General features: G+C 70.0%; 21 protein-coding genes and 1 pseudogene. 9 read left to right on the top strand and 13 right to left on the bottom strand.

Going from position 1 to position 23,567, the window contains the following annotated elements; genetic code table 11:
• The first annotated feature begins 99 nt into the window (after positions 1–99).
• On the top strand, positions 100–1,023 hold the full coding sequence (locus R3F55_03905) for a phytanoyl-CoA dioxygenase family protein (protein MEZ5666576.1): 924 nt from the start codon (positions 100–102) through the stop codon (positions 1,021–1,023).
• The gene (locus R3F55_03900; GenBank protein MEZ5666575.1) at positions 1,023–2,090 is read left to right on the top strand and encodes a malate/lactate/ureidoglycolate dehydrogenase; all 1,068 of its coding nucleotides are present in this window, start codon (positions 1,023–1,025) and stop codon (positions 2,088–2,090) included. Before R3F55_03905 ends, R3F55_03900 begins: the two co-directional genes overlap by 1 nt.
• A 12-nt stretch (positions 2,091–2,102) precedes the next feature.
• Here R3F55_03900 and R3F55_03895 read toward each other — a convergent pair whose 3' ends face one another.
• From R3F55_03895 to R3F55_03880, 4 genes are all read right to left on the bottom strand, one after another.
• Positions 2,103–2,948: an amidohydrolase family protein gene (locus R3F55_03895; GenBank protein MEZ5666574.1), complete on the bottom strand. Its 846-nt coding sequence runs from the start codon at positions 2,946–2,948 to the stop codon at positions 2,103–2,105.
• The gene (locus tag R3F55_03890; GenBank protein ID MEZ5666573.1) at positions 2,941–3,696 is read right to left on the bottom strand and encodes an ATP-binding cassette domain-containing protein; all 756 of its coding nucleotides are present in this window, start codon (positions 3,694–3,696) and stop codon (positions 2,941–2,943) included. The genes R3F55_03895 and R3F55_03890 overlap by 8 nt, the downstream gene beginning before the upstream one ends.
• A gap of 17 nt (positions 3,697–3,713) precedes the next feature.
• Positions 3,714–4,955, bottom strand: coding sequence for a sugar ABC transporter permease (locus R3F55_03885; protein ID MEZ5666572.1), 1,242 nt, complete (start codon positions 4,953–4,955; stop codon positions 3,714–3,716).
• Positions 4,956–5,118: 163 nt separating this feature from the next.
• Positions 5,119–6,159: a substrate-binding domain-containing protein gene (locus tag R3F55_03880; GenBank protein ID MEZ5666571.1), complete on the bottom strand. Its 1,041-nt coding sequence runs from the start codon at positions 6,157–6,159 to the stop codon at positions 5,119–5,121.
• Positions 6,160–6,395: 236 nt separating this feature from the next.
• Here R3F55_03880 and R3F55_03875 point away from each other — a divergent pair, with 236 nt between their 5' ends.
• Positions 6,396–7,058 carry an RraA family protein gene (locus R3F55_03875; GenBank protein ID MEZ5666570.1) on the top strand — a complete coding sequence of 221 codons (663 nt, stop codon included), beginning with the start codon at positions 6,396–6,398 and terminating at the stop codon, positions 7,056–7,058.
• A gap of 8 nt (positions 7,059–7,066) precedes the next feature.
• Here the strand turns inward: R3F55_03875 and R3F55_03870 are convergent, their stop codons facing one another.
• The 7 genes from R3F55_03870 to R3F55_03840 form a co-directional block, all read right to left on the bottom strand.
• The gene (locus tag R3F55_03870) at positions 7,067–8,371 is read right to left on the bottom strand and encodes a TRAP transporter large permease (protein ID MEZ5666569.1); all 1,305 of its coding nucleotides are present in this window, start codon (positions 8,369–8,371) and stop codon (positions 7,067–7,069) included.
• Positions 8,368–8,862 carry a TRAP transporter small permease gene (locus R3F55_03865; protein MEZ5666568.1) on the bottom strand — a complete coding sequence of 165 codons (495 nt, stop codon included), beginning with the start codon at positions 8,860–8,862 and terminating at the stop codon, positions 8,368–8,370. Before R3F55_03865 ends, R3F55_03870 begins: the two co-directional genes overlap by 4 nt.
• A 101-nt stretch (positions 8,863–8,963) precedes the next feature.
• Positions 8,964–9,971: a TRAP transporter substrate-binding protein gene (locus R3F55_03860; GenBank protein ID MEZ5666567.1), complete on the bottom strand. Its 1,008-nt coding sequence runs from the start codon at positions 9,969–9,971 to the stop codon at positions 8,964–8,966.
• A 146-nt stretch (positions 9,972–10,117) separates the two neighbouring features.
• Positions 10,118–11,569, bottom strand: a complete 1,452-nt coding sequence (locus tag R3F55_03855) for an FGGY family carbohydrate kinase (protein ID MEZ5666566.1) — start codon at positions 11,567–11,569, stop codon at positions 10,118–10,120.
• Entirely contained in the window at positions 11,566–12,498 is a 933-nt protein-coding gene (locus R3F55_03850) for an ABC transporter permease (protein MEZ5666565.1), read from the bottom strand. Before R3F55_03850 ends, R3F55_03855 begins: the two co-directional genes overlap by 4 nt.
• The gene (locus R3F55_03845) at positions 12,495–14,006 is read right to left on the bottom strand and encodes a sugar ABC transporter ATP-binding protein (GenBank protein ID MEZ5666564.1); all 1,512 of its coding nucleotides are present in this window, start codon (positions 14,004–14,006) and stop codon (positions 12,495–12,497) included. The genes R3F55_03850 and R3F55_03845 overlap by 4 nt, the downstream gene beginning before the upstream one ends.
• Positions 13,990–14,919 (bottom strand): substrate-binding domain-containing protein, encoded by a 930-nt coding sequence (locus R3F55_03840; protein ID MEZ5666563.1) that lies wholly within the window; start codon positions 14,917–14,919, stop codon positions 13,990–13,992. The genes R3F55_03845 and R3F55_03840 overlap by 17 nt, the downstream gene beginning before the upstream one ends.
• 180 nt (positions 14,920–15,099) lie before the next feature.
• On the opposite strand from R3F55_03840, the gene R3F55_03835 reads away from it, so the two are divergent.
• Positions 15,100–16,335, top strand: coding sequence for a multidrug effflux MFS transporter (locus R3F55_03835; GenBank protein MEZ5666562.1), 1,236 nt, complete (start codon positions 15,100–15,102; stop codon positions 16,333–16,335).
• Here the strand turns inward: R3F55_03835 and pgi are convergent.
• Together pgi and zwf are read right to left on the bottom strand one after the other, a co-directional pair.
• A pseudogene (pgi, locus tag R3F55_03830) lies at positions 16,325–17,952 on the bottom strand (glucose-6-phosphate isomerase). The gene R3F55_03835 and the pseudogene pgi sit on opposite strands and share 11 nt — an antisense overlap.
• A 32-nt stretch (positions 17,953–17,984) precedes the next feature.
• The gene (zwf, locus tag R3F55_03825) at positions 17,985–19,460 is read right to left on the bottom strand and encodes a glucose-6-phosphate dehydrogenase (protein MEZ5666561.1); all 1,476 of its coding nucleotides are present in this window, start codon (positions 19,458–19,460) and stop codon (positions 17,985–17,987) included.
• A 149-nt stretch (positions 19,461–19,609) separates the two neighbouring features.
• Between zwf and R3F55_03820 the strand changes: the two genes are divergently transcribed.
• The 5 genes from R3F55_03820 (at position 19,610) to R3F55_03800 (ending at position 23,566) form a co-directional block, all read left to right on the top strand.
• Complete coding sequence (locus R3F55_03820; protein ID MEZ5666560.1) at positions 19,610–19,978, top strand: L-rhamnose mutarotase; 369 nt, start codon at positions 19,610–19,612, stop codon at positions 19,976–19,978.
• Between the two features lie 105 nt (positions 19,979–20,083).
• A complete protein-coding gene (locus R3F55_03815; protein MEZ5666559.1) occupies positions 20,084–20,941 on the top strand; it encodes an amidohydrolase family protein in 858 nt (285 codons plus the stop codon).
• Between the two features lie 254 nt (positions 20,942–21,195).
• Positions 21,196–22,200 (top strand): response regulator transcription factor, encoded by a 1,005-nt coding sequence (locus R3F55_03810; GenBank protein MEZ5666558.1) that lies wholly within the window; start codon positions 21,196–21,198, stop codon positions 22,198–22,200.
• Between the two features lie 170 nt (positions 22,201–22,370).
• Positions 22,371–23,045: a glutathione S-transferase family protein gene (locus R3F55_03805; GenBank protein MEZ5666557.1), complete on the top strand. Its 675-nt coding sequence runs from the start codon at positions 22,371–22,373 to the stop codon at positions 23,043–23,045.
• A 26-nt stretch (positions 23,046–23,071) separates the two neighbouring features.
• Positions 23,072–23,566 carry a VOC family protein gene (locus R3F55_03800; GenBank protein MEZ5666556.1) on the top strand — a complete coding sequence of 165 codons (495 nt, stop codon included), beginning with the start codon at positions 23,072–23,074 and terminating at the stop codon, positions 23,564–23,566.
• Position 23,567 lies beyond the last annotated feature (1 nt).

The following is a 23,567-nucleotide window of genomic DNA, read 5'->3' as shown; positions in this document are numbered from 1 at the left end:
TCACGCGGCGCGCCGCTTCGATTGCGCGCGGGCGCGCGCGGCGCTAAGCTTTTCAAAACGAAACGTTTCGATCAACCGCGCGAACGGGAGGAAACCGCCATGAACACGGCGCAGGCGTTGCGGGCGCTCGGCATCACCGATCTCGAACTGCGACCGGAGGAGAAGGAAGCGTTCGACCGCGACGGCTTCTTCATCGCCGAGAACGTGTTCACCCCCGAAGAGGTCGCCACCATGAAGGCGGAGTTCGACCGCCTGCGCGGCATCGAGGGCGAGATGGGCGGGCACGAGGTGCACATCGAACCCGGCGCGCCGCGGCTGTCCAACCTGTTCAACAAGTCTGCCGAGTTCGACCGCTGCCTGACCTGCCGGCCGACGCTGGTCGCCGCCCACTATCTGCTCGGCGAGATCCACACCTACTCGTTGAACGCGCGCAACCCGCTGAAGGGCGAAGGCCAACAGCCGCTGCACTCCGATGTGCCCCGCGTGCACCCGACCGACTGGCGCGCGGTCAACTCGATGGTCATGCTCGACGACATGACCGAGGACAACGGGCCGACCCGGGTGGTGCCGGGCTCGCACAAATGGTCGCCGCTGAACGTGCCCGAGGTGAACCTGGCCGAGGTCACCGAGCAGGTGATCGACGAGGCGACGCGCCCGCGCATTCCGCAGGATCCGCTCGCCCCCTATCCCGGCGAGTTCCACGTGACCGGCAAGGCCGGATCGGTTGCCGTCATCAACGGCTGCTGCTGGCACGGCGGCACCGTCAACACCTCGGGCAAGCCGCGCCGGGTGCTGCACCTGGCGATCGGCCGCCGGGACGTGCCGCAACAGACGGTGGAGCGCAAGCACCTGGGCAAGGACCTGTACGACCGCAGCAATGCGGCGATCCGCTATCTGCTCGACATCGAAGGCGCGGAACCGGTGGTGTTCGGCTATCCGCCGCTGCCGGACAAGGCCGAGACCTGGCTCGCCATCGGCGCCGACGGCGCGCACCACGAGGTCGCTGCGGCGCGGCGCTACTGATGGCGCGGCCGATCGCCGTCGCGCCGCAGCCCCTGCGCGCAGTCGCAGCCGCCGTCCTGCAGGGCGCCGGCTGCCCGCCGGACGAGGCGAAGGTGGTGGCCGATCATCTGGTCGGCGCCAACCTGGCCGGCCACGATTCCCACGGCGTGATCCGGCTGGTCACCTATGTGCCCTGGCTCGCCGACGGCATGGTGCGCGCCGGCCGCAAGGCGAAGGTCACGCACGAGACCGAGGTCGGCGCGGTCGTCGACGGCGACCGCGGCCTTGGTCAGGCGATCGGCGAGGAGGCGGTGCGGGTCGGCATCGACAAGGCGCGCACACGCGGGATTGCCGTCGTGGCGGTGCGCAACACCGGCCATCTCGGCCGCATCGGGCACTGGGCCGAGCGCGCGGCCGAGGCCGGGCTGGTGTCGATGCACTATGTCAACACCACCGGATTCGGCATGCTGGTGGCGCCGTTCGGCAGCACCGAGGCGCGGCTGTCCGCCAACCCGATGGCCTTCGGCGCGCCGCGGCGCGGTGCCCCGCCGATCATTCTCGACATCTCCACTGCGGCCATCGCCGAGGGCAAGATCAAGGTTGCGCGCGCCGCCGGCAAGGCGCTGCCGGCCGGCCTCGTGCTCGACGGCGACGGGCGGCCGACCACCGACCCGGCCGCGTTCTACGGCCCGCCGCGCGGTGCCATCCTGCCGTTCGGCGGCCACAAGGGCCACGGCCTGTCGGTGATGATCGAGCTGCTGGCCGGCGCGCTGACCGGCGGCGGTACTACCGATCCCGGCCGCGACGATGCGCGTTATCTGCTCAACAACATGCTGTCGATCTACCTGGCGCCGGACCTGCTCGGCACCGGCGACGCCTACATCGCCGAGGCGGAGCGGCTGACCGCATGGGTCACCGGCGCACCGCCGGCCGGCACCGGCGACCGGGTGCTGATGCCCGGCGACGTCGAGCGCGAGACCGCGGCCCGGCGAAGTGCCGAGGGAATCCCGCTGGACGCCAACACCGCGGCGGAACTGCGCCGCCTGGCCGAAGGCTTCGGGGCCGACCCCGCGGCACTGGCGGGCTGAAGCGTCTGTGCGTCAGAGGCGGTAGACGCGGGCCGCCGTGCCGCCGCGCACCGCGGCGCGATCCACGGGCGACAGGCCTGCCTGCAGGGTGTCGCTGACGTCGCACCAGCGGCCATAGTCGGCAGCCAGCGTCAGCGGCGGCCAGTCGCTGGCCCACATCACCCGGTCCGCGCCGAAGCAGGCCAGCACATGCGCGGCATAGGGATGCAGATCGTCGGCGCCGGCGCCCGGGCGCGCGCAGTTGAGCAGGCCCGAGAGCTTGCAGGCGACGTTGCCATGACGGGCCAGGGCCGCGATGTCGTCGGCCCAGGGCCGGAAGCGGCCGCCGGCGATGTCGGGCTTGCCGCAGTGGTCGAGCACGATGGCGAGATCCGGGTGCCGCGCCGCGATCGCGGTGGCGTGCGGCAGCTCGTCGGGGTGCTGCACCAGGATGTCGAGGCTGAGGCCGCGCGCCGCCAACATGGCGAGGCCGGGCGCCAAGGCCGGGTCGGCCAGCCACGCCATCGACCGGTTGTCGTCGCGGACCGGGCGCACGCCCTTGTAGCGCGGATCGCCGCAAAAGCCGTCGAGCGTCGCGGCCAGGTCCGGCGCGGCCGGGTCGACCCAGCCGACCACGCCGGCGATGAACGGCCACCGCTTGCCGAGCCCCAGTGTGAACCGGGTTTCCGCCACCGTTTCCGCCGCCTGCACGACGACGATGGCGCCGATGTCGTGGGCTTCGAGATGCGGGGCCAGGTCGACCGGCAAATGGTCGCGCAGCAGCGTCGGCATCGCCGGCGTCAGCGCGGTGTAGTCGCCGCGGGCGAGCTGCCAGAAATGGATGTGGGCGTCGATGCGCCGTTCGGCGGCTTCAGCCATGGCCCTCGGCGGCCAGCACCGCGTCCGCCGCCCTGCCCCGCCGCTCGCCGGCGATGATCATCGCCAGCACGTCGTCCTTGCTGACGTCCTCGGTGCGGACGGTGCCGACCAGCCGGCCGTTCTTCAGCACGCTCAGCCGATGCGACAGCGCGAACACGTCGTGGATGTCGTGGCTGATCAGGAAGATGCCGATGCCCTCGTCGGCCAGCGCCTTGATCAGATCGCCGACCTTGGCCGTCTCCTCCGGTCCCAGCGCCGCGGTCGGCTCGTCCATGATCAGCACCCGGGCATTGAAGTGGATCGCACGGCCGATCGCCACCGCCTGGCGCTGGCCGCCGGACAGGTTGGCGACGATCTCGTGCAGCGACGGCAGCCGCAGCCGCAACCGGTCCAGCACCTGGCGCGCCTGGTGCTCCATCGCCTCCTCGTCGAGGATGCCGAAGCGGGTGGTCTCGCGGCCGAGGAACAGGTTGGCGGTGGCGTCGAGGTTGTCGGCCAGCGCCAGGCTCTGGTGGATGGTCTCGATGCCGAGCGCGCGGGCGTCGCGCGGCGAGCGGATCTCGACCCGGCGGCCGTCGAGCAGGATGTCGCCCGCATCGGCGGTGTAGACCCCGGCCAGGATCTTGATCAGCGTGGTCTTGCCGGCACCGTTGTGACCGAGCAGGCCGACCACCTCGCCCGGCTGCACATCGATGGTGACGTCCTCGACCGCGTGTACGCCGCCGAAGGTCTTGTAGATGCGCCGCATCTCGACCAGCGGGGTGCTCACGACCGCTTCCTCCGGAACGCCATGTCGATCACCACCGCGCTGACCAGCACCACGGCGATCACCATCTTCTGCACCGGGGAATCGAGCCGCAGCAGCACCATCCCGCTCTCCAGGCTCTGGATGAACAGCGCACCGAGTACGGCGCCGAAGATGGTGCCGAGCCCGCCGGCCAGCGAGGTGCCGCCGACCACGGCGGCCGCGATCACCTGCAGCTCGGTCATGATGCCGGTCGCGTTTGTGGCCGCGTTCAGCCGCGCGGTCACTACAACGGCGGCCAGCCCGGCGAGGAAGCCCATCAGGGTGAAGGTCGAGACGACGACCTTGCGGGTGTCGATGCCGACCAGCTCGGCGCTGTCCGGGTTGCCGCCGATGGCATAGATGTAACGGCCGAAACGGGTGCGCTTGGCAATGAACGACATCGTCGCCGCCACGCCGAACAGGATCAGCACCGGCACGGCGATGCCCATCGGCTCCTCGGTGTTCGGCTTGTTGTAGTTGTTCATGGTGTTGACGAACACCAGCACCACCAGCGACCAGAAGGCGATCATCGCCGCCTCCATCGCCGGGTGGCGCAGCGGGAAGCCGTATTTCCTGCGCCGGCGCCGGGTGGCGAGCGTGCCCCAGGCGATGGCGGCCACCGCGGCGGCGCCGACGATCCAGCTCCAGGTCTCGCCGATGGTGCCGTTCAGGCCGCCGCCGATGATCTGGAAGGTCTCGTCCAGCGGCGCGATGGTGACGCCCTCGGTCACCTGATAGGCGGCATTGCGGTAGAACATCAGTCCGGCCAGGGTCACGATCAGCGCCGGCACCCGCAGATAGGCGACGACCAGGCCGTTGATCAGGCCGAGCAGCACGCCGCCGGCGACCATCGCGACCGTGGTGATCCACCAGGCGTTCGGGTCGTCGAGGCCGAGGCTGCGCACCTGCAGCAACGCGCCGCACACGCCGATGAAGCCGAGCAGCGAGCCGACCGAGATGTCGATGTTGCGGGTGACGATCACCAGCACCATGCCGGTCGCCATGATGCCGACGACAGCGAACTGCACCGACAGGTTGAACAGGTTGCGGGCGCTGAGGAACACGCCGCCGGTGGCGGCATCGAGCGCGACCCAGACGACCGCCATGATCGACATCAGCGCGATCAGGCGCGTGTCGATACCCGTGGCGAGCGCGATCTGCCGCGCACGCTGCTGCAGCGTTTGCACGCCGGCCGGTCCGCCGGACAGGGTCATGGTCATGGCGCGTTACGAGCGTGACCGGCGTCGCCGGCGACGGGGGGACCGTCGGCGCGGCCCAGTCCGCCCCGCCCCGGTCCGCCCCGGCCATCCGCCGGGACCGGCCGCCCGGTCAGCATGCGGCGCCGGCTGGACGCCGCATGCCTCCCATGGCCCCGGTCGCCCCCTATTGGCAAGCCGCGGGCGCGTTCTCGGTCACGCCCTGGCACAGGTCTTCCTTGCTGATCCAGTCGGAATCGACGACCAGATTGAGGTTGTCGCGGGTGATGGCGATCGGCTCCAGCAGGATCGCGCTCTGCATCTGGCCTGACGGCGTCTCGTAGGGCTGGGCGCCGGCAACCTCCGCCATCGGCGTGCCCTCGCCGAGTGCGACGGCGGCGACGGCGGCGGTCTGGCCGAGCGAATAGGAGTTCTTCCAGACCGAGACGGTCTGGTCGCCGCGCGCGATGCGGTTGAGCGCGGCGATGTCGCCGTCCTGCCCGGACAGCGCCACCCCGTGCATGCCCTGGGCGGCCATCGCCGCGGCAGCGCCGCCGGCCATGCCGTCGTTCATCGCCAGCACTGCGTCGATCTCGTTGCCGCTCATGGTCAGGATCTGGTCCATCGCGGTCTGCGCGACGTCCGGCTTCCAGTTCTCGATGAACTGCTCGGCGACGACGGTGATGGCGCCGCTGTCGATCAGCGGCTGCACCGCCTGCATCTGGCCTTCCTTGAACAGGTTGACGATCGACATCGACGGGTCGCCGTTCAGGATCGCCCAGTTGCCGCCGGGCTGGGCGGCAACCAGCGCCTCGCCCATCAGCCGGCCGACGGCGATGTTGTCGAAGCTGATGAACAGGATGTCGGTCATGTCCACCGGCACGTCATAGGCGATGACCGGGATGCCGGCGGCCTGCGCCGACTGGATCGCCGGCACCACCGCGAAGCTGTCCTGCGCCAGCACGATCAGCACGTCGGCGCCGCTGGAGATCAGGCCCTCGATGTCGGTGATCTGCTTCTGCGGGTCGGCCTGCGCGTCGGCGCTGACATACTCCCAACCGGGACCTTCCAGCGCGTCGAGAATGCCGCGCTCGTCGATGCGCCAGCGCTCTTCCTGGAAGTGGCGCCAGCTGACCCCGATCACCTTGTCCTGGGCCAATGCCGCGCTAACCGGGACCAGCATGCTGCCGGTCAACAGGCAAAGGGCCAGCGTCCGCTGTGATGTCATCGTTCGTCTCCTCCCCAAACACAAGGCGCCAGCCGGCCTGAAGACCGGTCTTCGCACGCCTACGCAAAGCTTACAGTCATGTGCGGTGCGACACAATGGATCATCCGAAACGTTTTGGCCGGAATCATCTTGCGGGCCGGTCCGCGGGAATTCACACGCCGCGGCGTGCGTGGCATCGTCGCGCGCGGACGCAGGCCGGACCGGCCCGTCCGGACGGTTGGGAAGGAGAGTTCGGGATGATCGACCAGGCGTTGATCGAAACGGTGCGTGCGCGGCTCTATTCGGCCGTGCTGTCGGACACGCTGGATGGGCTGGGCCACACCGAGCAGGCGATGCACCCCTCGCTGCGCCCACTCGACGAGAGCCTCGTCCTGTTCGGCCGCGCCCGCACCGGGCTCTACATGGAGGTCTATGCCGAGACGCCGGGCGAGAACCCGTATGAGCTGGAGATCGCGCTGGTCGACGACCTGAAGCCGGACGACGTCGCCGTGCTCGCCTGCCCGCGCGGCGAGCGGGTGGCGCCCTGGGGCGAACTGCTGTCGACCGCTTCGGTGGCGCGCCGGGCTGCCGGCTGCGTCACCGACGGGCTGGTCCGCGACGTGCGCCTGATCCGCGGCATGAAGTTCCCGGTGTTCGCCGGCGGGATCGGTCCGCTCGACAGCAAGGGCCGCGGCACGATCATGCGCATCGACGTGCCGGTGCGCTGCGGCGGCGTGCGCGTCAACCCGGGCGACTGGGTGTTCGGCGACGTCGACGGCGTGGTGGTGCTGCCTGCCGCGGTCGCGGAACGGGCCATCGACCTGGCACTGCAGAAGGTATCGAGCGAGAACGCCATGCGCGAGGACCTCGCCGCCGGCCAGCCGCTGAAGGACGTCTTCGCGAAGTACGGGATCCTCTGAGCCGGGGCTCAGTTGACGAACTGCGGCATCAACCAGCGCGGCAGCGCCATGATCACGTCCGGCAGCACGACGATCAGCACCAGCACCAGCAGCATCGGGATCAGCAGCACGCACACGTCGCGCAGCGCCTGCACCACCTTGATCTTGCCCAGCGAGCAGGCGATCAGCAGGCACAACCCGTAGGGCGGGGTCACCAGCCCGAAGGCCAGGCTGACCACGCCGATGATGGCGAAGTGGATCGGGTGGATGCCGCCGGCCTCCGCCACCGGGCGCAGCACGGTGCCGAGAATGATGATCGCCGGGATCGCGTCGATGAACATGCCGATCACCAGGAACGCCCCGGCGATGGCCAGCCCGATGCCGATGCCGCTGAGCCCCCAGCCGACGATCACGTCGACCAGCGCCTGCGGGATGCGGAAATAGGCCAGGATCCAGCCGAAGGCCGACGCGGTGCCGATGCAGAACAGCGAGATCGCGGCGAAGCGGCCGGAGTCGTAAAGGACCTTCGGCACCTCGCGCGGCCGGATCGAGCGGTAGATCAGCAGCCCCAGTGTCAGCGAATAGATCACCGCGATCACCGAGGCCTCGGTGGGCGTGAACCAGCCGAGCACGATGCCGCCGACGATGATGGCGGGGGTGGCCAGCGCCAGCAGCGCGCGGGCCAGCGCCTGGCCGAAGTCGCGCAGCGAGGCGCGCGAATAGACCGGATAGTTGTAGACCCGGGCGTAGACGTACACCGTCGCCATCATCGACAGCGCGATCAGCACGCCAGGGATGACGCCGGCGAGGAACAGCCCGCCGACCGAGACCGACATCAGCCCGCCCCACACCACCATCAGGATCGACGGCGGGATGATCACGCCCATCACCGACGAGCAGGCGGTGACCGCAACGGAGAAGCGGGTGTCGTAGCCCTGCTTCTGCATCGCCGGGATCAGCAGCGAGCCGATGCCGGCCGCATCCGCGGTCGACGAGCCGGAGATGCCGGCGAACAGCATCGAGACGACCACGTTGATGTGGCCGAGCCCGCCCGGCAGGTGCCCGACCATCGCCTTGGACAGGTTGATCAGCCGTTCGGTGATGCCGGCCGAGTTCATCAGGTTGGCCGCCAGCAGGAAGAACGGCACCGCCAGCAGCACGAACGAGTTGTACGACTTGAACATCTCGCGCGCCAGCATCACCGGGGTCAGGCGATCCTCGATGAAGAACACCGGCACGCAGGCGAGACCCAGCGCGAAGGCCACCGGGACGCGCAGCACGATCAGCACGCCGAACACCGAGAACAGGATGGCGGCGACCTCGCCGGCGCTCATGCCGGCTGCTCCGTGCGGAAGCGGCGAATATCGGCAGCGATGCGCTCGAACAGGAACAGCACCCAGGTCACGCCGGCGATCGGCCAGGCGATGTAGATCGTCAGCATCGGCAGGCCGGAAATCTCGGACTGCTGGCGCGACCCCAGCACCGCGAAGTCGTAGCCGTAGTAGATGAAGGTGATGGCGACGCAGAACACCGCCAGATGCGCGAACAGTGTGATGGCCGCGTTGAGCCAGCGCGGAATCCGGTCCGGCAGCAGGTCGACGTCGAAGTGGGTGCCGTCGCGCACAGCGACCATGGCGCCGAGCATGATCACCCAGACGAAGCAGAAGCGGGCGATCTCTTCGGTCCAGATGAAGCGCGGGATGATGCCGACATGGCGCGACAGCACCTGCATCAGGATCGGGACGATCAGTCCGCCCATCAACAGCGTCAGCAGCAGTTTCAGCAGCCGGTAATAGGCGTCGAGGATCTTGGTCAGTGCGCTCACGGCGGCGATCCGGCACACGCGTCGGCCCGACACGCCACCGGCCGCGCGCAGATGGCGCGGCCGGCGACGGACGGGTCGAAGCGTTCAGGCGGGAATGGCGCTCAGTCGGCCTGGACGGCGTTGATCGCGTGCAGGACCTCGGTGGCGCCCAGCGAGGCGGCGTATTCCTCCTTCACCGGCTCGGCCAGCGACAGCAGCTGGTCGCGCTCGGTGAACACCACCGTCTGCAGCAGGCCGGCCGCCTCCATCGCCGCCAGCTTCTCGCTGTCCTGGCTCGATTCCAGTTGGCGGCCGTACTCGCCGGCTTCCTGGCCCGCGCGCAGGATGGCCTGCTGCAGGTCTTCCGGCAGCCGGCGGAAGGTGGCGCCGGCAAAGCACAGCGGGCGCACCGTGATCGCATGCTGGGTCAGCGAGATGAACGGCCCGACCTCGTAGAAGTGCATCTGCTCGATGCCGGCCGCCTCGTTCTCCGCGGCATCGATCACGCCGGTCTGGATCGCGTTGTAGACCTCGTCATAGGCGATCACCGACGGTGCGGCGCGAACCGCCTCGAAGATCATGGTCTGGATCGGCGCGCCCATCACACGCATCGGCAGGCCTTCCAGCTCGGCCATGTTGGTGACCGGGCGATTGACGATCAGGTTGCGGGTGCCGCCGCCGCCATAGCCGATCAGCATCACGTCGCCGTTGTTGTAGACGTCGTCGACGATCGGTTGGAACGCGTCGCTGCGCAGCACCGCGTCCCAGTGGTCGAGGTCGCGGAACAGGAACGGCATGTCCATCAGCGGCGCCATTGGCGAGAAGGTCGACATGTGCGACGGCGACACCACCGCATAGTCGACCGAGATGCCCTGGCTCATGTACTCGAAATAGTCCTTCTCGAGCCCGAGCTCGCTGTTCTTGTGCAGCTCGAACACTACCTCGTCCGGTCCGGTGTAGTACTCGTGCACCAACTCTTCGAACTTGACCATCAGCTTGGTGAAGGCGTGGTTGTCGTCGAACTGCACGGCGCCGATCAGCGTATAGGTCTCGGCGGACGCAGCCGTCGTCGCGAGGGCCAGGGCGGCCGCCGCGGCGGAGGCGTACAATGTGCGGATACCAGTCTTCATCGGTCGTTCCTCCCGATCATGCGATGATTTCTTGCTTGTGTGCCGACCATAGCGGCATCGCTCGGCGGTTGGCCAGCGTGAACCGCGTTATCGATAACATTTCAGCGAATCCGCGCCTTTCGGCGTAACCGGCATCCGTCGTGCCGTCAGGCGCCGTTGCCGCGCAACAGGCCGGCCGAGGCCCGGGCGAACGCAGTTGCCTCGTCGTAGAGACGCGCGAGCCGCGCCGTCCGCGCCTGCCGGTCGGGCCGCGGCCGCACCGGCGGCCCCGCGCCAATGTCGGCGGCCCGGACCAGGCCGCAGGCGACGGCGGCGCCGACCGCCGTTACGGTCTCCGGTTCCGCCGCGACATGCACCGGCGTATCGAGGCAGTCGGCAATCAGCGCCGCCCACAACGCGCTGCGCGCACCGCCGCCGCACAGGCCGACGCGGGACGGAACCGAGTCGCCGCACAGCGCACGCAGACTGGCGCGCAGCGCCAGCGCCACACCTTCGAGCACGGCGCGGTAGAGCGCGCCCGGCCCGTGCGCCGCGTCCAGGCCGAGGAACGCGCCGCGCACGTCGAGGTCGAGGAATGGCGAACGCTCGCCGTTGAGGTAGGGCAGGAACAGGATGTCCGGGGCATCGCGGTCCGCCTCGCGCGCCGCCTGCTCCGCCGCCGCCGGCTCAAGGCCGAACACGCGCCGGGCCCAGGCTGCAGCACCGCCGGCCGACAGCAGCGGCAGCACCTCGATCACCAGCCCGGGCCGCGGATGCGCCAGGCGGTAGCAGGGCCGCGGCCGGCCCAGCGTGTCGTCGGACACGACCCGTGCGACCCAACCGGTGGTGCCGAGATGGACGCTGACATCCCCCGGCGCGACACAGCCGGAGCCGACCGTGGCGGCGCCGGCATCGCCGCAGCCCGCATGGACCGGCAGGCCTTCGGCGAGGCCGAGCGAACGCGCCGCCGCCGCGCCCAGCGTCCCCACCACGGTATCCGCCGCCACGAGCGCGGGCAGCCGCTGCGCCTCGATCCCGAGCAGGTCGAGCAGCGGTGCGCTCCAGCGCCGGGTTGCCAGTGCCATCAAGCCGCTGGTGGTGGCCGTGGTCGGGTCCGACACGGCGCGCCCGGTCATGCGCAGGATGAGGAAGTCCTTCGGCGACAGCAGCAGCCAGCGCGCTGCGGCCAGCACGTCGGGCGCATCCTCGGCCAGCCACAGCGCCTTGAAGGCCGACATCAGCGGCTCCGGCGCATTGCCGAGGACGGTTGCGGCATCGGCGGCGGCCAGGGCGGGCCCATGCCGCGCCAGCCAGGCCTCGCCGCAGGAATCGGCATAGAGGATGGCGTCGGCGACCGCCCTGCCCTGCGCCGACACCGGCACGAGATTCTCCATGGTCCCGGTCAACGCAATTGCCCGCGGCGCGACCGGCCCGAGGCCGGCCACTGCCGTGCAGGCCGCCTGCCACCAGGCCTCCGGCCGCTGCCGATAGGGCGCCGGCTCGGCGCCATAGCCCGCCTCCGCGGCGGCCGCGATACGGCCCTCGGCGTCGACCAGCGCCGCCTTCAGCGCCGAGGTGCCGGCGTCGAGCACCAGCACGGGACCGCCGCTGCCGCTCACGACGGCCGCCCCAGCCGGCGCACCAGCACCGCCGCGATGATGATCGCCCCGGTCAGCATCTTCTGCACGAACGGCTCCACGCCGACGATGGTCAGCCCGTTGGCGAGCACGCCGGCGATGGCGACGCCGAGGAATGTGCCGGCGACGGTCGGGGTCCCGGTCGGCGACGCGGTGGTGCCGAGGAACACGGCGGCATAGGCCGGCAGCAGCAGCGGGTCGCCCATGGTGTGCTGCACGCTGCCCAGCCGTGCGGCCAACAGCAGCCCGGCCAGCCCGGCCAGCCCGCCGGACAGGACGAAGGCGAGGATGCGGTCCTGCACGATCGGCAGGCCGGCGAGCCGGGCCGCCTCGCGGTTGCTGCCGATCGCGTGCAGGCGGCGCCCGAACTCGGTCCGCGCCAACAGGAAGGCGACGGCCAGCAGCACCGCGGCCATCCACCAGGCCAGGGTGGGGATGCCGGCGACATCGCCGCGCGCCAGCGCCTTGAAGCCGTCGGGCACGCCCTGGAACAGGCTGGCGCCGCCGGAGGCCCAGTAGGCGATGCCGCCGAGGATGGTGCCGTTGGCCAGGGTGGCGACGAAGGACGGCACCGCGAAGGCCGCGACCAGCACGCCGTTGATCGCGCCGCCGGCCAGCGCGGCGACCATCCCCGCCGCCAGCGCCGGCACGACGCCGAGCTGCTCGCCGAACAGCGCGACGCACAGCACCGCGGACAGCGAGGCGATGAAGCCGATGGACAGGTCGAACTCGCCGATCACCATGACCAGCGTCGCCGCGGCGGCGACGATGGCGAGCGTCGCCACCTGCTGCAGCAGGTTGGCGAGGTTGGCCCAGCTGGCAAAGGCGTCCGGCGCCGCCGCGGCAAAACCGGCGCAAAGCAGGACGAAAGCGACCGCCGTGCCCCAGCGCTGCAGCGCGGCCAGGCTCATGCCGCTTCCGCGGCCTGCGCGGCGACGTCGAGCGCGTGGCCGTCGGCCGCCGAGCCGTCGACGACCGCAGCCAGAGCGCCGCCGCGCATGACCGCGATCCGGTCGCCGAGGGCGAGCGCCTCGTCGCGGTCCGAGGTTGCGAGCAGCACAGCGCAGCCCTGCGCCGCCATGTCACGGACCAGGCGGTGGATCTCCGCCTTGGCGGCAATGTCGACGCCCTCGCTCGGCTCGTCGAGCAGCAGCAGGCGCGGGCGCTCCTGCAGCCAGCGCCCGAACATCAGCTTCTGCTGGTTGCCGCCGGAGAGGGTGGCGGCCGGCTGGCGCGGGCTGCCGAAGACCAGGCGCAGGCGGCTGGCTGCGTCGGCGAATGCGGCCGCTTCCCGCCGGCGATCGGGGACCGGCAGGCCTGCATGCGCGCGGAAGCGCGCGAGCCGCGGCAGGGTCAGGTTCTCGACCAGCGGCCGGTCGGCCAGCAGCCCGTTGCGCCGCCGGTCGTCGGGCACATAGGCGACACCGCGGGCGATGGCCTGGCGCGGGCCGCGCGGCCGGAAGTCGCTTCCGTCCAGCTGCATGGCGCCGGAAACCGCCCCTTCGCCCCAGATCGCGCGCAGCAGGCGCGACCGGCCGGCGCCGTTGCGGCCGTAGAGCGCGACCACCTCGCCGCCGCCAACGTCGAGGTCGAACGACGGGCCGCCGGGGACCAGCCGCATGCCGGCCAGCCGCAGCACCGGCGTTCGGTCGCCGCCGGCGCCATGGCGTTGCCGGTCGGCCGGAGCCTCGAAGCCCATCAGCCGCACCAGGTCGGCAACGGTGGCCTCGCCGGTCGCGCAGGAACCGCCGCGCCGGCCGTCATGCAGGCTGGTCACCCGGTCGCACACCGCCAAGACCTCGTCGAGGCGATGGCTGACGAAAACCATCCCGATGCCCTCGGCACGCAGGTCGCAGAGCGCGCGCAGCAGCCTGTCGGTCTCCGCCGCCGACAGGGCCGCGGTCGGCTCGTCCAGCACCAGCACCCGGCCGCGATCGGCCATCGCCCGCACGATCAGGACCAACTGGCGCATGCCGGCCGAGAGCCTGGCCGCCGGTACATCCAGCGGCAGCTCGGGCGCCAGCCGCGCCGCGATCGCGGCGACCTCGGCGCGCATCGCCTGCCGGTCGATCATGCCGCGTCGGCGCGGATAGCGCCGCCCCAGGAAGCAGTTCTCGACCGCATCGAAGATCGGCACCAGCGGCGCATTCTGGTGGATGAAGCGCAGGCCGGCCGCATGGCTCGCCGCCGGAACGCCCGTGGCGATGCGCCGGCCCGCCACCGTCACAGTGCCGGAATCCGGGTGAAGAACACCCGCCATCACTTTGATAAGCGTGGATTTCCCGGCGCCATTGTGGCCGATCAGCCCGTGCACCTCGCCGGCCCGGACGGTGAAATCGACGGCATCGAGCGCCCGGGTGCGGCCGAAGCTGTGGCCGATGCCCGCCAGCGCCAGCAGGGGCTCACCCGCAGGAGACACCGAGGCTGTCTCGCGTGATCAGTTCCACCGGCGCATACATCTCGCCGGCCTCCACCGCCGCACCGCCGAACACGGCCTCCAACTGCTCGGCGGCGATCCGCGCCATGTCGCCGAAGCCCTGGCGCACGGTGGCGATGAACGGGGAGCAGGCCTTGATCAGCTCGATTGCCTGCGGGTTGCCGTCGATCCCGGCGATGACGATGCCGGAGCGCCCGGCTGCCTCGATGGCGAGCTGGGCGCCGATGCCGGGCTCGTCCCAGGCGGCCCACACCGCGTCGATGTCGCCCTCGCCCGGATGTGCCAGCAGGATCGAATCCATCGCATTGCGGCTGTCGTCGATCTGACCGGGCACCTGGACGTAGTGGCTGGCGACCTCGGTCACGTCGGGGTTGGCCGCCAGCGCGTCGTCCAGTGCGATCTCGCGCTGGCGCACGCCTGGATGCGCCGAGTGGAAGAACCGGACGATCTGGCCCGCGCCGCCGATGGCGTCGAACAGGTAGGCCGTCATCGTCTGGCCGAGCACGTAGTTGTCGGAGGTGACGTTCAGCGCGACTGCGGGATTGGCCGCCCCGTCGATGGCGACCACCGGGATGCCCGCGGCGGCGGCGGCGTCGATCTGGTCCTGCATCTGGGCCGGATCGATCGACACCACCACGATGGCGTCGACGCCGGAGGCAGTGACGTCCTCGATCCGGCTGGCCATCGCTGCGAGGTCGCCGGCGGTGTCGACCAGGTCGATCTGCCAGCCGCGCGCCTCGGCCTCCGCCGAAAAGGTCTCCACCATCTCCGCCGTCGCCACTGCCGAGAGATAGGGGGTCACGACCGCGATTCGCTCGCCGGCCGCGGCGGCGGGGCCGCCTGCGGCGATCAGCAGGGCCATGGCAGCCGTCGTTGCGGCCAACGTGTTGCGCATTGCGGTCTCTCCCCCGTCCTTTGGCGTGCAGCGGCCGTCAGCGCGGCCGGCGCCATTCATCCGCACAGTTCTGCCCCGCGTCAATCGCCGACCTGCCATGCGCGATGCGCAATGCTGCGTTGCACACCGCCGCTCTGCCCGCGCTTGCCCGCCGGACACGGTCGTGAAACTGTGCGTGCCATGCACGAACCGGTCGCAATTGCCCAGCGGGCCGCCCCCCGCTTCACGGAGTTTGTTGCCCTCGTCGCGCTGATGATGGCGATGACGGCGCTGTCCATCGACATCATGCTGGTGGCGCTGCCGGAGATCGGTGCCTGGTATGCGCTGACCGACCCGAACGCCCAGCAATATGTGATCGTCGCCTACATGATCGGCTTCGCGCTCGGCCAGCCGCTCTACGGGCCGCTGTCCGACCGCTTCGGGCGCAAGCCGGTGCTGTACTTCGGCATGGGCCTGTTCATCCTCGGCACCGTCGCCGCGGTGCTGGCGCCGGGCTATGCGGTGATGCTGCTGGCGCGCGGCCTGCAAGGATTCGGCTCGGCTTCGGCGCGGGTGATCGGTGTCGCCATCACCCGCGACCTGTTCGTCGGCCGCGGCATGTCGCGGGTGATGTCGTTCGTCATGATGGTGTTCATGATCGTGCCGATCGTGGCGCCGTCGCTGGGCAGCGCGATCCTGACGGTCGGCGACTGGCGCTGGGTTTTCCTCTCGCTGCTGATCGGCGCCGTGGTGCTGGTCGGCTGGACCTGGCTGCGGCTGCCGGAGACGCTGGCGCCGGAGAATCGGCGGCCGCTGTCGTGGGTGGCCCTGGCCAGCGCGGTGAAGCTGCTGGTCGCGGACCGCCAGACCCTGGGCTACACCGTCGCCACCGGCTTCATCTTCGGCTGCCTGATCGCCTATATCAGCAGCGCCGAGCAGGTGTTCGTCGACGCCTATGCGCTGGGCAGCGACTTCCCGCTGGTGTTCGGCTCGATCGCCGCGACCATGATCCTGGCCAGCATCACCAACGTCCGCTTCGTCGAGCGGGTCGGCATGCGGCGGATCTCGCACGCCGCCAGCGTGGCGCTGGTGGTCGCCTGCGCGGTGTTCGCCGCGATCGGCTTTCCGGACCACCCGCCGCTGGCCGTGTTCATCGGGTTCCTGGTGGTGCTGTTCTACTGCTTCGGCCTGGTGATGCCCAACTTCAATTCGCTGGCGATGGAGCCGCTCGGCCACATGGCCGGCATCGGCTCATCGTTCATCGGCTTCTACACGACCATCGCCGGCGCGGTGCTCGGTGCCGTGGTCAGCCAGTCGTTCGACGGCGGCATCCGCCCGCTGATGATCGGCTTCACGGTGCTCAGCGTGCTGACGCTGATCTCGGTGCTGCTGACCGAACGGGGCAAGCTGTTCCAGGCGCACCAGGTCAGTCACTGAGCGCGCGGATGCGGGCCAGCAGCCCGCGGGTCGAGCCATCCTTGCCCGTGTCCGCCGCCTCGCCCTTGACCATCGGCAGCAGTGCGCCGGCCAGCTGCTTGCCCAGCTCCACGCCCCACTGGTCGAACGAATTCACGTCCCAGATCGCGCCCTGCACGAACACCTTGTGCTCGTAAAGCGCGATCAGCCGGCCGAGCGCGAACGGGTCGAGCCGGCGGTGGAGCACGGTGGTCGACGGCCGGTCGCCGGGGAAGGTGCGGTGCGCGGCAAGCGCGTCGATGCGCGCGGGTGCGGCGCCGGCCGCGGCCATCTCGGCACGCACCTCGGCCTCGGTCTTGCCGAACGCCAGCGCCTCCGCCTGGGCCAGGCAGTTGGCCAGCAGCATGGCGTGGTGGTCGCCCAGCCGCTCGTTCGGCTGCGCGGCGACGATGAAGTCGACCGGGATCACGTCGCTGCCCTGGTGGATCAGCTGGAAGAAGCTGTGCTGGGCGTTGGTGCCCGGCTCGCCCCAGATCACCGGCCCGGTCGCGGTGGCAACCGGCGTGCCCTGGCGGGTGACCCGCTTGCCGTTGGACTCCATGTCCAGCTGCTGCACATAGGCCGGGAAACGGGCCAGGCGCTGGTCGTAGGGAATCAGCGCGACGGTCGGCCATCCCATGGCATTGCGCCGCCACAGGCCGACCAGCGCCAGCAGCACCGGCAGGTTCCTGTCGAGCGGCGCCGCGGCGAAATGCGCATCCATCGCCTGCGCCCCGGCCAGGAAAGCGCGGAAGTTGGCCGCACCGACGGCGATCGCCAGCGGCAGGCCGATCGCAGACCAGACCGAATAGCGGCCGCCGACCCAGTCCCAGAAGCCGAACACCCGCGCCGGGTCGATACCGAATGCGGCGGTCGCATCGAGATTTGTCGAGACGGCGGCCAGGTGGGCGCCGACCGCTGCCGGCGGCAGGCCCGCCGCCAGCCAGGCCCGCGCCGAGCGGGCGTTGGCCATGGTCTCCAGCGTGGTGAAAGTCTTCGAGGCGACGATGAAGAGCGTCGTGGCGGGGTCGAGCCCGGCCAGCGTGTCGGTCAGGTCGGCACCGTCCACGTTGGCGACGAAGTGCAGCCGCGGACCGTCGGCGAACGGGGCCAGCGCACGCGTCGCCATCGCCGGGCCGAGATCGGATCCGCCGATCCCGATATTGACCACATCGGTGAAACGCCCGCCGCCCGGTGGCGCATAGGCGCCGCTGCGCACCGCCTCGGCGAAGGCGCAGAAGCGGTCGAGCACCGCGTGGATCTCGCCCGCCACCGGGCGCCCGTCGACCGCCACGGCCGAGGCGGCCGGCGCGCGCAGTGCGGTGTGCAGCACCGCCCTGCCCTCTGTCAGGTTGATCGGCGCACCGGCCAGCATGGCGTCGCGGCGGCCCTCGACGTCGGCGGCGCGCGCCAGGGCGAACAGGGCATCGAGGGCGCCGGTGTCGATCTTCTCTTCGAGAAATCGACCGTCATGTCGTCGAGCTGCCGGCTGAACGTCTCGAAGCGGCGCGCATCGGCCGCGAACAGCGCGCGCAGCGTGGTCGCGCGCAACCGCTGCGCCGCCGCGTGAACATCCGCCCAGGCCCGATCCAGCGTCATGGTCGCCTCCCTTGCGGTGGTTGCGCGGCCGCTCAGGCCTCGATCTCGCGCCAGCGCCGGCCGTCGCGGTGGATCAGCATCAGCGCGTCCTCCGGCCCGGTTCCGCCGGCGGTATAGGCCTGCGGCCGCGTGCCCGCCTGCGCCCACGCCTCGATGATCGGGTCGACCCAGGACCAGGCCGCCTCCACCTCGTCCGATCGCATGAACAGCGTCTGGTCGCCGCGGATCACGTCCATGACCAGCCGCTCGTAGGCATCCGGCAGCTGATGGCCGGAAACGCCGAGCGAGCTCGCGAAGGTCATGTTGAGCGGCACCTCGATCAGCCGCATGCCGCCGGGCCCCGGGTCCTTGATGGTCAGCCGCAGGGTGATGGCCTCGTCGGGCTGCAGCCGGATGACCAGCGCGTTGCTGCGCGCGGCGCCGGCCTGCGGCGGGAAGATCGAATGCGGCGCCTCCTTGAACACGACCGCGATCTCCGACAGCCGCGCCTGCAGCCGCTTGCCGGTGCGCAGGTAGAACGGGGTGCCCGACCAGCGCCAGTTGGCGATGCCCGCCTTCAGCGCCACGAAGCTCTCGGTGGTCGAGCCGGCGTCGCCCACGTCCTCGCCATAGCCGGACATGCCGTCGCGCGCGCGGTACTGGCCGCGCACCGCCCTCCGGTCGACGTTGGAGGCATCGATCGGCTCCAGCGCCCGCAGCACCTTCAGCTTCTCGTCGCGCACCGCATCGGGCTCGAAGCGGAACGGCGGCTCCATCGCCGTCAGGCACAGCAGCTGCAGCAGGTGGTTCTGCACCATGTCGCGCATTGCGCCGGAGCGGTCGTAATAGGCCCCCCGCCCCTCCACGCCCACCCGTTCGGCGACGGTGATCTGGACGTGGTCGACGTGCCGCGCGTTCCACACCGGCTCGAACAGGGCGTTGGCGAAGCGCAGGGCCATCAGGTTCTGCACCGCCTCCTTCCCCAGATAATGGTCGATCCGGTAGAGGTCGCTTTCGTCGAAAACCGCCGCCAGCTGGCGGTTCAGCGCGCGGGCGCTGGCCAGGTCGTGCCCGAGGGGCTTTTCCACCACCAGGCGCGCGCCCGCGCTGTGCAGCCCATAGGCGGCGATGCGCTCGCAGATCGGGCTGAAGAAGCGCGGATCGACGGCGAGGTAGAAGGCCCGCACCCGGTCGCCCCGCGGCGCCAGCGCCGCCGCCAGTTCCGCCCAGCCCTCGTCCGAGCCGGCATCGATGCGGCGATAGCTGAGGCAGCCGAGAAAGCGCTCCACCGCGTCGGCGTCCAGCTCCTCCCAGCCCACATGCGCCTCAAGCGCGGCCCGCGCCTGGGCGCGATACTCGTCGTCGCCGAGCTCCGTCCGGCCCAGAGCAAGAACGAGCGAGTCGAGCGGCATCTGGCCGGCGCGCTGGCGATGGTACAGGCCGGGCAGCAGCTTGCGCCGGGCGAGGTCGCCGGTGCCGCCGAAAACCACGAGGTCGAACGGGGGAACGGGTACGATGCGGGCGGCCATGGATCGGTCCTGGGCTGGGCCGGCGCCTTGGCGCGGCGGGAACGCGCGTTGAAAAGCGCCGGGAGCCCCTGTCTACTCGCAGCCGGCCGGATTCACAATCGGCCCGGGGGTCCGCGCCCGCACGCCGCGGACCGGAACGGGGGAGACGCATGAAGCAACTCGCATTCGCGCTGGACCTGCGGGAGGATCCCGCGGTCATCGCCGCGTACGACGCCTATCACGCCGCCGTCTGGCCCGAACTGTTGCGCGGCATGCGCGCGGTCGGCATCCGCAGCCAGCGGATATTCCGCACCGGCAACCGCCTGTTCATGCTGGTCGAGGTCGACGACGACTTCGACTGGGACCGGCAGTGGGCCAGCTACATGGCGCACACGGACCGGGCGCCGGAGTGGGACCGGCTGATGCGCGGATTCCAGCAGCGGGTGCCGAGCGCGGGCCCGAACGACTGGTGGACACCGATGCCCAAGGTCTATGACATGAACGAGCAGCTGGCGGCGCTGGACGATGCCGGCGCCTGACCGGCCGGGCCAGCCGACAGCATGAGATTTGCCACAGATGAGATTTGCCACAGACGGGCCGCGGCCGCGGTCCAATAAGCTCGGCACAATGCGGGAGGAGCAGCCATGATCCCATTTCCGATCGTCGACGCGCACGTCCACCTGTTCGACACGGCACGGCTGAGCTATCCGTGGCTGGAGAGCGTGCCGAAGATCAACAAGAGCTTCCTGCCTGCCGATTTCGACCGGCTGCGCGGCGGCGTCGCGGTCGAGAAGATCGTGTTCGCCGAGGTGGCGGTGGCCGATCACCAGCATCTCGACGAGGCGGCTTTCATCACAGAGCTGGCCGAGACCGAGCCGCGGATCCAGGCCATGGTCGCCGCCGCGGCGCTGGAGAAGGGCGATGCGATCATCCCGACGCTCGAGCGGCTGGCCGAGTTCAAGCTGACCCGCGGCGTGCGCCGGCTGATCGAGGCGCAGCCCGACATCGGATTCTGCCTGCAGCCCAAATTCATCGAAGGCGTCCGCCTGCTGCCGGACTACGGCTTCAGCTTCGACATCTGCATCAAGCACTGGCAGCTGCACAACACGCTGGCTTTCGTGCGGCAGTGCCCCGACGTGCCGATGGTGCTGGACCATATCGGCAAGCCCGGCATCCGCCATGACCTGATCGAGCCCTGGTGGTCGCAGATCAGGCAGCTGGCGGAAATGCCAAACGTGATGTGCAAGATCTCCGGCGTCGTCACCGAGGCGGACCACGACCGCTGGCGGCCGGAGCAGATCACCGCTTACCTCTGCCGCATCATCGATGTGTTCGGGTTCGATCGCATCATGTTCGGCAGCGACTGGCCGGTTTCGGAGCTTACCCACGCCTATGCCCACTGGGTCGACATGCTCGACCGGCTGACGGCCGCCTGCACCGAGGAAGAGCGCCGCAAGTTCTTCCGCGAGAACGCGATGCGCTTCTACCGCATACCGGACTGAGGCCGCGCCGGATATCGGCCTGAGGCCGCGCCGGCCGCAGGGTCGGGCGTGTCCCACAGGTGAATTTCATGTAATGAACAAGCCGAAACCGTTACCGGAAGATCACGAAACGGTTATCGTGGGGAATTATCACTTCACGAGCGGGGTCTCTGCGAGATTTCTGTCGATTGACGCTTGAGCGCCGCGCCCCCTGATTCCCCGGGTGGCCTGGCATCGCAGCACCGTTATTTCCGGTGTCTGGCGAGCGTCGCGGATTGCCGGGGAAACGCGGAACGCCGGGGGGCATCCGCGGGCCAGTCGGGAACCGACCGAGCGTAATCTGGTCACAATTCTTGGGTGGTTTGGTTACTGATCGTTCATGCCTTGGGGGGAGGCGCGATATGCGTCGTCTTGTGTTGCTGGAGCCGGTCAGGCTCCTGCGGGAAGGGATAGGCCGCGTGCTCGGCGAATGCGGCTTCGCCGTGATCCCGCAGCCCGATATCGATACGGCGGAACGGAATGCGGCCGACGGACGCGACGCCGAGCTTGTGCTGACCGAGCTGCCGCACCCGTCCTGCGCGATGGCCGACTGGCTGGCACGGCTGCAGGCGCTCTATCCGGCGGCGAGGATCGTGATCCTGACCAACAAGTCGGCCGATAGCGGCAAGATCGAGGAGGCTTTGCGCTGCGGCGCAATGGGCTATGTCGAAAAGGACATGTCGTCTGAGGCGATCCGCGCCATCCTGGACGCGGTGATGCACGGCCAGCTCGCCTTTCCGCGCGAACTGCGCGAACGCATGCTCAGCCTGGCGGCGCAGACCCGGCAGACGGCCGCGGCGGAGCCGAAGCCCGCGGTGGCCGCAGCGGCGGCCGTCAACGGCTATGCACCGGCGCCGGGGCACCCGCCGCGCAGCCTCGAGGCGTCCGCGGCGCGCACCGCGTCGGTGGTCACGCCGCTGCGGCCGCTCGCCCGGCCGCCGGTGGCCGCTCCCGCCCCCGCAGCAGCCGCGGTGCGGCCCGCTGCAGCAGGCGGCGAGGCGGACCGCACGATCGATCTGTCGGCGCGGGAGGAGGAGATCCTCAGCCATATCGTCGCCGGTCACGCCAACAAGGTGATCGCGCGCGAACTCGACATCAGCGAAGCGACCGTGAAGTCCCACGTGAAGAGCCTGCTGCGCAAGCTGCAGTTCAGCAACCGGACCCAGGCCGCGATCTGGGCCGTCGGCAGCGGCCGGCAGCCGGCGGGTGGCAGCGCGAACCGCCCTCTGCCGCCGTTCTGATGCGCCGGGCCGGAGAGGCCCGCGTCCTCGCGAGACCGTGAGCGGACCGGCCGTCGGCGCACATGCGCCGGCCTTGTCGCCGGCTGCGGGCGGGCGTATGTGATGGGCCGCCACACACGAAGCCAGCGGCCGCGCCCACCGCGCGAAAACCGCACGGGAGGACGCGCCGAATGAAGCTCTACATGCACCCGGTTTCGATGACGAGCCGCCCGGTCCGGCTGTTCATCGCGGAGAACGGAATCGACGTCGAGGAGGAGGTGGTCGACCTGCTCTCCGGCGCCCACTATCAGGAGCCGTTCTCGTCCTACAATCCGAACCGCATGGTGCCGGTGCTGGAGGACGGCGATCTGAAGCTGACCGAGAGCTCCGCCATCCTCAAATATCTCGCCGACAGGATCAACTCGCCGACCTATCCCAAGGACCTGAAGCAACGCGCGAAGGTCAATGAGATAATGGATTGGTTCAACACGAACTTCTATCGCGACTACGCCTATGGCTGCATCTATCCGCAGCTGTTCCCGCACCACAAGCGTCAGTCCGACCAGACCCACAAGGACACCATCGCCTGGGGCCAGGAGCGGGCTCGCAACTGGCTGCAGCTGCTGAACGACTACTGGATCGGGCCGAACAAGGCCTATCTGCTCGGCGACCAGATCACCATCGCCGACTATTTCGGCGCCTGCCTGCTGACGCTCGGCGAGCTGATCCGCAACGACTTCTCGAAATACCCGAACGTCGCCCGCTGGCTGGCCAACATGAAGAAGCTGAAGAACTGGGCGCCGGTGAACGAGGCGCTCTACGGCTATGCCGAGGCGATCAAGGACCAGCAGTTCGAGACGGTCTGACGCCGCTGCCGGAAGGAGGCCGCACGATGATCAAGGGCCTGCACCACAACGCCTATCGCTGCCGCGATTCGGAGGAGACGCGCCACTTCTACGAGGATTTCCTCGGGCTGCCGCTGGCCGCCACGCTGTGGCTGAAGACGACGAAGAGCGGCCGCAAGACCGACACGCTGCACACCTTCTACCGGCTGGACGACGGCTCGTTCCTGGCCTTCTTCGAGGCGCCGGACATGCCGTTCGCCTTCAAGGACCAGCACGACTTCGACCTGCATATCGCGCTGGAGGTGGCGCACGACGTGCTGGAGCCGATGATGGCCAAGGGCAAGGCCGCGGGCATCGAGACCCGCGGCATCTCCGACCACGGCTTCATCGATTCGATCTACTTCCGCGACCCGAACGGCTATGTCATCGAGCTGACCGCGAAGCGGCCGAACCACGACCAGGCCGTCGATCCGGCCATCAACGAGGCGCGGGCGCAGCTCGACGCCTGGCAGGCGGAGAAGGCCGCGGTCGCGGCGGAGTGAC

This window comes from Alphaproteobacteria bacterium (assembly GCA_041396705.1).
GTDB lineage: Bacteria > Pseudomonadota > Alphaproteobacteria > CALKHQ01 > CALKHQ01 > CALKHQ01.
Note: the sequence above shows the minus strand (reverse complement) of the source record. Positions and strands in the feature narration are given on the sequence as shown.